The 12,332-nt window shown below is 45.1% G+C and carries 11 protein-coding genes and 1 pseudogene; 10 read left to right on the top strand and 2 right to left on the bottom strand.

The genetic code is table 11. The annotated features are described in order from the left end of the window. The first annotated feature begins 246 nt into the window (after window positions 1–246). From F6K49_RS14585 to F6K49_RS14540, 10 genes are all read left to right on the top strand, one after another. Window positions 247–3,480 carry a DUF3987 domain-containing protein gene (locus F6K49_RS14585; protein ID WP_293097701.1) on the top strand — a complete coding sequence of 1,078 codons (3,234 nt, stop codon included), beginning with the start codon at window positions 247–249 and terminating at the stop codon, window positions 3,478–3,480. A 1,673-nt stretch (window positions 3,481–5,153) separates the two neighbouring features. Next, window positions 5,154–5,501, top strand: a complete 348-nt coding sequence (locus F6K49_RS14580; protein ID WP_293097699.1) for a MerR family DNA-binding transcriptional regulator — start codon at window positions 5,154–5,156, stop codon at window positions 5,499–5,501. A gap of 208 nt (window positions 5,502–5,709) precedes the next feature. Then, window positions 5,710–6,165: a hypothetical protein gene (locus tag F6K49_RS14575; protein ID WP_293097697.1), complete on the top strand. Its 456-nt coding sequence runs from the start codon at window positions 5,710–5,712 to the stop codon at window positions 6,163–6,165. Next, window positions 6,165–6,458: a hypothetical protein gene (locus F6K49_RS14570; RefSeq protein WP_293097695.1), complete on the top strand. Its 294-nt coding sequence runs from the start codon at window positions 6,165–6,167 to the stop codon at window positions 6,456–6,458. The genes F6K49_RS14575 and F6K49_RS14570 overlap by 1 nt, the downstream gene beginning before the upstream one ends. Before the next feature lie 9 nt (window positions 6,459–6,467). After that, complete coding sequence (locus F6K49_RS14565) at window positions 6,468–6,644, top strand: hypothetical protein (protein ID WP_293097693.1); 177 nt, start codon at window positions 6,468–6,470, stop codon at window positions 6,642–6,644. A gap of 92 nt (window positions 6,645–6,736) precedes the next feature. Next, window positions 6,737–7,321 (top strand): hypothetical protein, encoded by a 585-nt coding sequence (locus F6K49_RS14560; RefSeq protein WP_293097691.1) that lies wholly within the window; start codon window positions 6,737–6,739, stop codon window positions 7,319–7,321. A 4-nt stretch (window positions 7,322–7,325) separates the two neighbouring features. Continuing rightward, complete coding sequence (locus F6K49_RS14555) at window positions 7,326–7,508, top strand: hypothetical protein (RefSeq protein ID WP_293097688.1); 183 nt, start codon at window positions 7,326–7,328, stop codon at window positions 7,506–7,508. 44 nt (window positions 7,509–7,552) lie between these two features. Next, entirely contained in the window at window positions 7,553–8,419 is an 867-nt protein-coding gene (locus F6K49_RS14550; RefSeq protein WP_293097686.1) for an exonuclease domain-containing protein, read from the top strand. A gap of 71 nt (window positions 8,420–8,490) precedes the next feature. Next, a complete protein-coding gene (locus tag F6K49_RS14545; protein ID WP_293097684.1) occupies window positions 8,491–9,102 on the top strand; it encodes a hypothetical protein in 612 nt (203 codons plus the stop codon). Between the two features lie 80 nt (window positions 9,103–9,182). Further along, window positions 9,183–9,497 carry a hypothetical protein gene (locus F6K49_RS14540; RefSeq protein ID WP_293097682.1) on the top strand — a complete coding sequence of 105 codons (315 nt, stop codon included), beginning with the start codon at window positions 9,183–9,185 and terminating at the stop codon, window positions 9,495–9,497. Here the strand turns inward: F6K49_RS14540 and F6K49_RS14535 are convergent, their stop codons facing one another. Both F6K49_RS14535 and F6K49_RS14530 read right to left on the bottom strand, forming a co-directional pair. Continuing rightward, window positions 9,498–10,289 carry an IS5 family transposase gene (locus tag F6K49_RS14535; protein WP_293097666.1) on the bottom strand — a complete coding sequence of 264 codons (792 nt, stop codon included), beginning with the start codon at window positions 10,287–10,289 and terminating at the stop codon, window positions 9,498–9,500. A 741-nt stretch (window positions 10,290–11,030) separates the two neighbouring features. Next, window positions 11,031–12,060 (bottom strand): annotated as a pseudogene (locus tag F6K49_RS14530) (IS630 family transposase). Window positions 12,061–12,332 lie beyond the last annotated feature (272 nt).

Raw genomic sequence — 12,332 nt, 5'->3', positions numbered from 1 at the left:
AGCAGATAATTTGCGCTCGCTGTTGTGTTTTACTCAAGCAGTGCGACTTCATTCGTGGTCTGACCCATTTTCATTGGTGGCAGGCAGCCAAGGCTTAACGATAACTATTTAACCGGATTTGATATAAAACCCTACAAACAACAGTGGCAAAGGTCTGAATCTCTTCCCAAATGGGATGTTATGATTGAGCCTATCTAATGGTACCTTATTTATTTGCAAGCCCCTTAGCTCTGAGGAGGTGGCGTAATGACTACTAATAACGGTTGGATTGGCGTAAAAAAACTAAAAACCACTTGCCCGATCTGCGGCAAGCCTGATTGGTGCAGCATTTCAACCGACGGAAGCGCTGTCAGGTGTGAGCGAGTAGATACCGAGGGCGTAGGGGATTGGCGGAAGATCACCCCTAATCACTCACCCAAAAATTCCAATTCAACCTTTTATACCCTTGAGCCAAAGAACGAAAAGAAACAGAGGAAAGCTCAAAAACGGGAATGGACATATGAGAACAAGAAGGGAAAACCTGCAGCCAAAGTGACCCGCATAGACTCAGCCGATGACAAGCAGGTTTTTCAATCGCACTGGGATCCCGAAAGACATAAGTGGGTCAGAGGGCTAGGTGATTTAGAGCCAAAAGATTTAAGACTACTTAACTATTCCAAGGTCCTTGCAGCAATGCGCAGGGAAGAGTGGATCTTTGCCTGTGAAGGGGAGCCATGTGTAGACGAATTTACAAACACAAGCCTTGTTGCCACCACAAACAAAGGTGGAACCAGTGGATTTTGCAAGGAGCAATGGGAAATCCTCAAAGGCTACCCAAAACTAGTATTAGTTCCTGACCGAGACAAGCCTGGAATCGACCACATGAAAAAGATCCAGGCAGTCACTGGCGCAACTCACTGGTGTTTCCCTTACCCAGGCTCGTACTTATGGAAACGACTACCGGCAAGTGGCGGCTTAGATGTTGTGGATTGGACCGCAGATGGAGCTACTAAGGAAGACATTCTGAATGGAATCACAGAAGAGGAGATCGAACAGATTGAATTTCCGAAGCAGTCAGAGGACAACCAGATTGAGTCATCCAAGAAGAGAGAGAGTCAAGCAGCTCAAGTTGATGTGAAGGAGCTAGTTCTAGATCTTTTCATTGATGAAAACGGGGAAATGCTAGAGGGCGTAGACCTGGAAGCGAAAATTCTTCAAGCAGCTGCCGAACACAAGCTTAATTCAAGAGACCTCAGGAAACTTTACCAGGATTGCAAAGCAGAAATAGAGAAAGGAATAGAATTAAATGAGATTAACTCTAGGATATCCGATCATCTGGGAACTAAGGACACTCAGTTAGACGTCAACAAGTTCTTACCTCCCATATTAGCTAAGGCCATATCGGGTGTAGCTGGAAAAAGCTTAGACCCAGCCTTACTTGTTCAGCCATTACTCGCTGCCTGTGCTTCCCTATTACAGGATCGCAGTGTAACGCTAAAGAAAACATGGAAAGAGTATCCGATACTGTGGCTGCTTACCTGCGTTGATTCATCCATGGGGAAAACTACGGGATTCAATATCGTTCTCAACCCCTTACTAGAAATCCAGAAAGGACTTGATCTGGATTATGAAAACAAGAAAGAGCAGTATGAGGTGATCAAGGCTCATTATGATGCCATGGATAAAAAGGCGAAGTTAGAGGCACTTGAAGATCCAGAACGGAACCCTCGACTATTTGCCAAGGAAGAGTTAAAAGAGCGCTTACTGCTTGTAGATGATGTAACTCCAGAGTCTCTAGCAGCAACACTGGCAGAACAACCACCGGGAGCTGGGTGTCTATGGGCTAAGGATGAGTTTGCTTCTGTTTTTGACACTGACAGATTCCATTCCAACAAAAATAGCTCCTTCAGGAAAGATCTGTTAACTTACTGGTCTGGACCAAGCTACAAATCGGTTATTCGCAGAGATAAGTCCAGAGGTTACAGGCAAAACGGAAACCACTTTTCTATGACTGGAGGTATCCAGCCAGAAATAGTGGAAAAGGTTTTCAAAAATATAGACACCGACCCTGATGGGTTGATATCCCGCTTCCTGATCGTAAACCCAAGTCGTCCCGAATTTGAAGATTTTATCACCTGGAGTCAAAGTGATACGGATATTAGTAATGTCCTAGACCATCTTTATCAGTCTTTGCTGAAACAAGCGCCAGGAATCAATTGCAGACTAGCCCCTGAAGCCAAAAAGCTGTATGTGCAAAACTGGACAAAGTTTCGGACTATTCAGTATAGGAATGCAGGGTCGCGCAAAGGACTGGCAAAATGGATGGGCAAGATGTGTTCCCACTTAGCCCGATTGGCATTGTTACTGCACTCCATCGAATGCTGCTACGAGCCAGACAAGGATTTGAGTGTAATCACAGCAGACACTATGCAAAGGGCTATCTACTTAGCTAACTACTACATCGATCAGTTTAAAATTTTCCTCTCATTGAACGAAGATAAGGGTGGGGATGAGCCTGAGAAGACCTTTGTTGGCACAGCGCAAGAGGTTTACGATTTTGTACGAGAAAAAGGTGAGACTACAATCAGCCAACTTCGCCGAAGGTTTCAGAGCAGGGGCAAAAAGAAGGGTTTAGGCAAAAAACAATTAGTTTCAATTATTGGCGAATTAGTTAAAGTAACCTCACAAAACCCCAAGATCAGGGGAGTAATAAGCCTATTGTCTGACGGAGAAACGGTTACTTACAGAACAAAAGGAAACAACCCAGGAGGTGGAGGCGGTGGGAGTAAACCTCCAGAACCAACACCACCTAATGGCGATCGATTAGTGAAGGAAATCAAGAAACAGATTGAACAGTTCAGGAGGAATGATTCTGTCCCCGACCCTGTCCCACTTATGTCAGCGGAAGTTTCATCCCCAGAGCCTGCTATGACATCAATAGAGCCACAGGTAATAGAACCACAGGTAATAGAACCACAGGTGCAGACAGTAGAGCCGCAGGTACAGGCAATAGAACCACAAGAGAATGCATCGGAGGTTGCGGACATACCAGCGATCGCACCAGTGGAACATGAACCACCATCTGATAACAAAAACTCTTCTCGTTTCGACAGCTTCGACAAAAACCAAGGCCACTTCTGGATTCACCAGGAAATACCAGAGGAGTTTAAGGACACCCAGGCAGCGGCAGATGGGACATTAGTTACTCGTCTTTACTGCGATCGCTATCAAGAGTTGACAGTAGGGAACGATACAATAGAGAACGCTACAATCACCCACGTTGAAGGTCTGGTTAATGGAAAGTTGTCGAGGTTAGTTGTCGAAATTCTGGATAATGAATCTTACCCTGGCCGCTTGTTAGCTCAGGTGAAGGACACACAGACCCACGAGGTATTCAATATTGACCTGACCCAGTGCAATCGGTTCATCTATAGTGATTTCGTGACCACTACCCAGCTCCAGATGCTTTCCAGTTCCCCTACATTGGTTGCAACTTGTTGATCTAGCTTTGGGGTGAACTCCAACCTCCTTCGCTCCAATTCCATCCACTTCCGGTTGTTCTAGAGCAGTCGGGACAAACCCATGTCCGATATCCCTGGATTTTATCCAGGGGCTTGCGACCTCAGGGTCTTCGGTTACAGGTTTGTCATGGGTTTGTCATGGGTTTGTCACAGGCTATGAGCTATACATGACAAAAGCTACAGCTATTTTGTCACACCGTCACAGAAATCACTGGGGTTAAAAGACATTGGGGATTTGAGCTAATGGACGGCAGCCTCCTGTTCTACCCGATAGAGTGAGCGTCGGGAAGGATAGCCCAATAATTTGTCACAGGTTGTCACAGCTTTATCACAGCTTTGTCACAGCCTACAAACCTTGATACATGAGGGTTGTCACGTTTTTGTCACACCGTCACAGAAATCACCAGGGTCAAAAGATATTGGGAATTTGAGCTGATGGGCGGCAGCCTTGTGGTTTACCCGATAGAGTGAGCGTCGGGAAGGATAGCCCAATAATTTGTCACAGGTTGTCACAGCTTTATCACAGCTTTGTCACAGCCTACAAACCTTGATACATGAGGGTTGTCACGTTTTTGTCACACCGTCACAGAAATCACCAGGGTCAAAAGATATTGGGAATTTGAGCTGATGGGCGGCAGCCTTGTGGTTTACCCGATAGAGTGAGCGTCGGGAAGGATATCATTTTTCATTTTTGATGCGATCGCCTTTGGCGCGGCGAAGCCGATCGCAACCTCTAATGGCTTTTCCAGGACGCGAGCATGCGCACCTAGAGTCTTGGTTGACCAAAAAGGGTAACAACCTCTAGCGATAATCGCAGAGTATTGCCAAAAATCTTGGGTTTAAAACCCCTGTCCTTCTAGTTAGCGATCGCATCAAAAATGAAAGCTAAGGAGGGAGTTAACTGTTGCGTAATAAAAAATATCATAACAATAACGACTCTCATACTCATTTAAATTTCCCACATGAACACATAAGATTCAAAAAACCTGTGACAGTGTGACAAAAAACGTGACAATCTTTATGTATCAATGTTTATAGGCTGTGATAAAAGTGTGACAATACTGTGACAACCTGTGATAAAAGTGTGACAATCTTATTTTTTTTAATACGATCACTATTCTCAATACAATCATTCTCATAAAGAAGAGATAGGTTATCATTGTCATTAGTAACCTGATCAAATCCCATATACATTAAGTTGACTTAGTTTTTCCCTGAGCAAGTTAAAAGTGTCAAGAGTTTGCATTCACAGAGTAAGCATCTCATTAACCCCCAAACAAGAAAGCCGCCCAGTCGGTGCTGATGGCGGCCAGGAAGCCTGTCGGATTCCTTCAAATGTCTTTGGTCGATTGTGCCATCTGTGAAGCTTCTGAAGCAAAAATGGAGTTAGGTATTTTTGGTGTAGAAATTAGTAGACATGTAAAACTATTAACTTAACCGCAACGAACCGCAGCAAAATAACCAATAGAGGGGTTTATAACATAGTCATTCTTATCCAAATATGTACAGAAAGCGAGGGATGGTTCAAAGTATTGGACTGTTGGGGACCAGTAAGATCCCTCTGTCCACTCCTGGGTACATGTGTCATTTGATTACCTCCCAAACGGTCGAACGTTTGCTACGGTGGGGGTAAACGCAAAGGACGCAAAACCAATGAGATTAAGGACTCCCAAGGCAACTTGCAAGGAACTAGGGATTACTATCAAGACCCTAGAGTACTGGCATGAGCAAGGAATGATAGAAGCTGTCATTACCTCCAACGGTGTCAGACGTTTTGACCTAGACTCGATCGCAAGTAAAAAGAACAAAAAGAGGCTCGACCGCTTGCCAGTAGCCCTTGACCCCTATAGACCTAACTGGGTTACCCCTAAGGATGCCAGGGAGATTCTGGGGGTGAGTAAGAATACTCTGATTAATTGGGAGGAGGAAGGCAAAATTCTGACCAAGCGGGATAGCCGGAATCACCGCTGGTACGACGTTAACAGTCTGTATTTTGATTGATGCCAAAGCCTAAGTATAGCGCTACCTACCAAACGTTATGCTTTATGATTGATAATAAAAGCTGAAAACTATTGATAAATAAACAACTAAAATACTTGACAGCACCATACCAAACGCGCTAAATTAAAAGTGCATCAAAAAGGTGGCCGTAGAGTCGCAAAACAAACGGCCACCTTAATGAAGTCCAACGTGCAATTGGAACCAATCTATGATAGTCAATCATCGACCAGACCCACAGTCTGAGCTGTCGGTCTTTATCAAGACCCCAGAAGGTCGAGTATACGCTTCTGCCAAAGCTTGTTCTAGTCTCATTAATGCCGATTCTGTAGCAGTGAACAATTTTGCTGTTGAGACTGGCAATGAACCTGAAGTAACCCTGAATATTCACTTAGCTGATCAGGTCATCACCGTCGGTCTTTTTGATGAGCGGTTTGTGCTGGATTTAATCCGTCATAACAAGCCAAAGGCTACTCCAGACTTGAGCGATTTTAGCTTGCGAACTTACCTTTGGGTGTGTGCGGGTTTTGATGCCGATTCAGTAATCAAGTCTGTAGTTGATCAGGTGTTTAACGAGGCCGAAAAAGATGCCGCTGTTGATTGTGATAACGGTGGCGGTATTACTCCCACTGGCATTAAAGCTATTTACCAACAGGAAGCGGAGTAATGGGACGGAATCAAAAGCCTCAGGTTATCGCAAAGTCTAAGCGAGCCAACCACTACACGGGAACCCTTGCCAAACGCTCTGGTGACCCAATTCAGTCCAGTGGCAAAACTGGAGAGTACACAGTTAATGGCCAACCGTATGGTGACATCTTACCCACCTCCTCTGGTCTACGAGAGATTGTCCGAACCAAAACCCAAGAGGAGGGACACAATGCCCTTGCCCCTGAACGGCAATCCAAAAATGAAGCAAAAGTCAAGCTCTACGGCTTTTTTTGCCGACGAGTCAACAAGTAGAAAAGGAAGATGGAAGATTTATCCAAATCTATCGACGAAGCCCTTAACGATCGCCTTTGGCGCGTCAGTCACGGACGATCGCGAGGAAGCCATAAAAATGGAGGCACCCACGGAACTAACGGTAGTATCCTCCGCCGTCGGGTCAAGCCGAAGCCTCAGGAAAAGAACACTAGGGAGGCTGAGTAATAATTTTCACTCTACACGAAAGTTCTAAAAGCGATCGCTATAGTTTAGAACATTCACCTGGTTTCGTCGGCTGGCTTGATCAGCCTACTGATATGCTCAACATTGACAAAGAGGACTTGGCTGCAATCCCGTTGCTTTCGGTTAGTGATGACTGGCGAAGGGTCACTAGCAGTTGTGGCTACTTGACTGAATCAGGTGGAGTCAAGTATTTCACGGCCAAATACATTGCACCTATTTACAAGAAGGACAACGCTCAAGTCGATGAAATCTTCCAAAATCTGAAAATAAGTGAGGGAAAGTTTTCCATTATTTTCGCGATCGCGCCAAAAGTGAATTACCGCAGTCCCATCTTCCGCAGGGTCAAAGATGACATCTGGGATCGTTATCGGTCACCGGGGGATTTCTTCTATGACCGTTGGCAGACTGACCTGGCTCAAAAGCTTCGGGATTTCCCGTCAGATTACATGAGCGTGATTGGTCTAGACACACTAAACGAAAAGCAAATTCAGACCGAGCTGCAACAACTGAACCTCTCCCGTGATGCCATTGTGTCCCGTGGAACAACTCTTATCTATTGGCTGCGGTCATCCGAGTCACTGGAGTATTTCCGCCGGTATTGCCCCGATATGTGGGACTTGAGGAGTTTAGTTATCAACTTTGATTCAACGGAGGTTTAAGCCAATGTCCACTATCGACGAAAAACGCCAAGAACGCTTACTCGCTGCTGTAGAGCAGTTAGTTGAACAACAAAAATTTACAAATGAAGCGATTACTCGCCTCCAGGAAGAACTTGTGACTACTAATGAGAATCTGGTAGCGATTGCTGAACGACTGGATACGATCAACAGCCAAATACCGTTCTGACCATCGCATCAACCACGAAAAACACACACTAACAGATACCACTCATGACGACCTTAATCGAAAATAAAAACTCTGCCATTCTCACAGCACAGCAAATCTTCTCCAACCTCGACGAATACGTGATTTTTGACTTGGAAACCACTGGCCTAGGGGACACTGCTCAAATAACAGAAATCGGCATTTTGTCCCTCAAGAACGAGGTACTAGCCCACTACTACATTGCGCCAGAAGGCAATGACCCGGTTCTGCGGGCAAACGGAGCTTGCACCTTTCCCGAAGCCTATGAGCACTTAGCTGAGACTCTTAAAGGAAAAACCGTAATCGTATATAACATCGGATTCGATCGCTCAGTCCTTAACAACACAACCAAACAGCACCATCTTTCCCCGTTGGTTAACGACAAGGCGATTTGTGCAATGATGCTCAAAAAGAAGTGGTTGATGGCTGAAACTGTCGGACCACTGAACGGACTACACGATGCTGTCGGAGATTGCCGTGCAACTCTCACCCTACTGAAGGAAATAGCTAGTACCGGCATGGAGGTGGATGATGATAATCTTCCGATTGTGACTGAAGATGATTTCAAGGCTTTGGTTGCACGCTTTCAGGATATAGCTGCTCAACGTCTTGCTCTAGATAAAATAGAGAAACGCCTGAAGGTTAAAGCCGTTGAGTATATGGTGCAACAGGACAGTGAGGAAATTCCGCTGAACCTAACCCACAAAGTTAAGCGTGTAACTGGGATTTCAGTTAAGAAAATCAGTTCTCTGACCTACGAAGATATTCCGGACAAATACCTTTCTTTCCGTCTTAACAACAAAGCAATAGAGACCGATCTCTCTGCCAGTACTCTCCCTGAGGGGTTATTCGAGATAACTCCAACTAGCAACATTCGAGTCGTCAAGCTCTGATTGCCAAAACGATGGGCAGTGATCAACAGTTGCCCATCGTTTCAACTACGGAAAACTCAACAAATACAACAATGAACGACCCTATTTTTGTCTGGAAGCAAGACTTTATCCTAGAGACCCGGAAGGCTGTCAATCTCGAACAAGCTCGAAAGGAACCAGGAGACAGTGAATCGGAGGAGTGGGATGATATTCCACTCGAAATTATCAAAGAAAATATCACACTGTCTTGTTATACCAGGAATGAGATAGAAGTTTTCAAACCAGATTTCTTTCCACCTGAGCGTGAAGGCTGGAAAAGGTTCGTCTACTACCTCAATGTTGATCAACTTCTGTCAACAACTCACGGCAACGATCGCTCTTCAGAGCGCGCCAAAGGCGATCGCGATATCGATGAAAAACTTACGCCAACATATGGGTACTATGAGGGTTCACAAGGTATCCCGGTTTTAGTGCGAATGTGGACAATAGATCAAACTATAGATTTCATCTTTGAGGACTGGGAAAACAAAGAGCGACTTAAACTCATGTCCCACGACGTAGGACTAAAAGGGCTTCACGGGGTGTGCGATGAAGCGTTTGAGAGTTTCCACGAGGAACAGATTCGACAGATAAAAGCCAGGACTGAACAACTCCAGGACGAAAGCGACAGACTAAGGAAGTCTATTCGTTCTCAGTTCAACTAAAACCAGTTTCGACAAACGGGGACAAAAGAGATTTATCTGTCCCCGTAAGATAAACCAAGTAATGTACCCAAGAGCATATCATGTTTGTCACCAAAGAGCAGTTAGCCGCAGTCACAATTAACCCATCCGTGCGCCTCTGGCAGGTCAATGGCGGGGAGTATCAAACCTTGCTAATGGACAAAAATCTGTCATTCATAGAGGAAGAACACGGATTTGATGAAGACTATTTTTGGAAAGAAGTACGCGAAGAACTTAAGACAGCCACTGGTGCCTTAGAGTTAATCAATGGCTTCTTATTTTGCAATTTTGCCAAGAATGAATATGTCTATGTTACTGGCGACAAGTGGGATGAACAAGTTCAAAAACACTTAAGAGGATGTCTGAAAAGTGATTGACTACGCTAAACGTCTAAGCATAATCCGAATCATGGCAACTCGAATCATGGTTTCAGAAGTTGCTGGTAGAACTTCATAATTTTTGCTGAGACGACGACACCAGTTGAACCATCCGAAAGTCCGTTCCACAACCCAACGTCTTGGTAAGACCTCAAAACCTTTGACAGTATCTGAGCGCATAACAGTTTCTAAAATCCAACCATAGACATCCATAACCCACCTCATCAAGCCTTCACCTCGATAACCACCATCAACCCAAATTTTAATTAAACGGTGAAATCGCTCTGGTGCTGCATTGAGTTGGTCGAACAATAATTTGGCTCCTTCTCGCTCTGGTAAAGAAGCTGCGGTGACGGCTACAACCATTAATAGCCCCAGGGTATCCACCACAATATGACGCTTACGACCTTTAACCTGTTTAGCGCCATCATAGCCTACTTCCAGATGAATCATCGTTGCTGTTTCTACTGATTGGCTATCTAAAACTGCTGCACTCGGACTCGGATGGTGGTCTTCGATCACCCGTACCCATTTTCGCAACTGTTCGTGAATTCGTTCCCAATCACCATTGATACGCCATTGCCGAAAGTAATGATAAACTGTCTTCCATTTGGGAAAATCGTGAGGTAACAATGACCAAGCACATCCTGCTACCAAGACATAAAAGATGGCATTCACTACCGAGCGCATATCTACGCTTCTTGGACGACCTCCTGGTTTCGCTGCTGGAATTAGTTTTTCGAGCAATTGCCATTGTTCATCGGTTAAATCAGTACGATATGATTGATTCATTAACTTTACTCTCGTTATCTGTCGAAAATCGCTATTGACAGCTTATCTTGACGAGAGTTTTTTCTTTTAGCAGTCTGTGAAGCCTCAAACTTTGCCGATATAGCTTTGCCCGTTCCAGGAGGCGATCGCTATTATTTTGACTTTTCAGACATCCTCTCAGCTTGCTCCTATACATTTGCTTTCATATTCTAATATGAAGATAGGATCACCTGATATCTACCCCTATCAAAACACCCGAGGGTACCCTGAGCCTCAAAATTATCTCCTGATCAATGTCAACTAAATTAACATGATTCCCCCAAAATCCCCTCGTGCCTATCACGATTTTTCGCTCCTTTTTGGCAAAAGGCTTTTCCTATACAAACTGAGCGAGAACGTGGGACGTCAAGTTTTTTGATCACACTAATCATATCAAGTTACTTTTGTCAAGTTTTTTGTAAAGAAATATGTTTATAAAGCATAGCTCCTTGAGGGGGGAAATGAGCCCTGAAAAGCTTACTATATAAGGCTTTGAAGCCAGTTTTCTTAGCAAAGATAAACTCGCAAATTGACCCTCCTTTGATTTTATAGAAGCTCAAACCCTGATAAAACCCATTCAATGTCAGTCCAAAACACCATGTATCTTTTTGTAACATATCGGCTGAACGTATTATATGAAATCCGGCTAAATAGTTACTGTTAAGCCTTTGCATCCTGCCAAAGCGTGAAAATGGGTGAGTCCCCGGATCAACTCAGGCTGTTTTAGTAGTACCCAACACCGATTTGGGCAAAGCCCGACGCTTCGCGAACACATAGAAGTTGCTCTAACTCAAAGATGTTCTCAAAGGTTCGGTTAGCAATCGGCTCATCCAAGATTGACCAAAGACGTTCTGCAGGTTGCAACTCAGGGGAGTAAGGGGGAAGAAACTCGCTTATGTAATCCAACTGGAACGCACGACATCCTGACCAGTGTGCCAACCGGCGTGGGTCTTCAGTTAAGATAACCTGTTTATTTTGGCCTAAGCTGAAATGTTGGGCAAAGTCAGCCAGGACTTGATTGAACAGTTGAATGTTGACTCTCGGTAACAACCACCAATAGGTTTGACCCGAAGCTGGATGGACAAAACCCCATACCCAAACCCACTCATAGTGCCAGTTCACTTTGGCAATAGGGGTTTCCCACCAGGGAACCCAGAGGCGACGCACCATAGGTTTGAGTCCAACTCGATGTTCGTCCATCGCCCACAACTCAATCTCTGCCTCCGGGTGCTGCTGCTGTAACTGCTCTACTCGCTCAGGCAGTTTTTTTTCCAGGCTTCTTGCTTGATGGGATCTTGCTGTTGATGCTCCGGACGGGGCAGCCGTAGCCGAAACTCCATTTGCTTGAGATATTCCCAACCTCGTTGAGGCGCAACCCGACGGTCGAGCACTCGACTCATCCAATCAGCTACCTTACGACCATTCCACAACCCGCTCTCATCCACAGGGGCTTCTATAGCTTGTAGGAGTTGGGCTTGTTGAACCTCGTTTAGTATTGGTTCGGCTCCACGATTATGATGCCGACCATCACCTACCCCGGCTTCCCCCTGTTGGTTGTAGCGCGTGGGCTACACCCGTATCCAGCGCTGCGGAATACCCCGTTGCCTCTCGCACCTCTTGCGTCTGCTTACCTTTTGCCAGCAACCACAGGATTTGGTATTGGCTGCGTTCTACAGCATCACGCTTCTTGACGATACCGTTCCTCCAATTCCTCACAACTCAGATGAGGTAATAGGCTCAGCCGTTTGGGCATAGATCGTTCCCGACTCACTTTATACAATAAGTCTACACCCGGATTTGATATTACTCAGTAAGGATTTCAGCTTGCATATCACTCTCTCAGCTATTTGGTGGAGATAGGGGTTTTGATCTTCTCCACTGAGTCTTTTTCCACAACATGAGCACTTGGTTGGATGATGGTCAATGATCTGGTTACACCGCTCGATTGGATACAAGTAAAGATTATGGCCATCATGACCTGATTGACCTCCTTGTTTTCTCTTACTTTTCTTTTTCTGTGTTTTT

The organism is Moorena sp. SIO3I6 (assembly GCF_010672095.1).
This window is presented reverse-complemented; position numbering and strand designations above follow the sequence as displayed.

Coding starts and splice junctions, on each gene's coding strand:
- F6K49_RS14585 (WP_293097701.1), top strand. CDS start 247: ATGACTACTAATAACGGTTGGATTGGCGTAAAAAAACTAAAAACCACT.
- F6K49_RS14580 (WP_293097699.1), top strand. CDS start 5,154: ATGAGATTAAGGACTCCCAAGGCAACTTGCAAGGAACTAGGGATTACT.
- F6K49_RS14575 (WP_293097697.1), top strand. CDS start 5,710: ATGATAGTCAATCATCGACCAGACCCACAGTCTGAGCTGTCGGTCTTT.
- F6K49_RS14570 (WP_293097695.1), top strand. CDS start 6,165: ATGGGACGGAATCAAAAGCCTCAGGTTATCGCAAAGTCTAAGCGAGCC.
- F6K49_RS14565 (WP_293097693.1), top strand. CDS start 6,468: ATGGAAGATTTATCCAAATCTATCGACGAAGCCCTTAACGATCGCCTT.
- F6K49_RS14560 (WP_293097691.1), top strand. CDS start 6,737: ATGCTCAACATTGACAAAGAGGACTTGGCTGCAATCCCGTTGCTTTCG.
- F6K49_RS14555 (WP_293097688.1), top strand. CDS start 7,326: ATGTCCACTATCGACGAAAAACGCCAAGAACGCTTACTCGCTGCTGTA.
- F6K49_RS14550 (WP_293097686.1), top strand. CDS start 7,553: ATGACGACCTTAATCGAAAATAAAAACTCTGCCATTCTCACAGCACAG.
- F6K49_RS14545 (WP_293097684.1), top strand. CDS start 8,491: ATGAACGACCCTATTTTTGTCTGGAAGCAAGACTTTATCCTAGAGACC.
- F6K49_RS14540 (WP_293097682.1), top strand. CDS start 9,183: ATGTTTGTCACCAAAGAGCAGTTAGCCGCAGTCACAATTAACCCATCC.
- F6K49_RS14535 (WP_293097666.1), bottom strand. CDS start 10,289: ATGAATCAATCATATCGTACTGATTTAACCGATGAACAATGGCAATTG.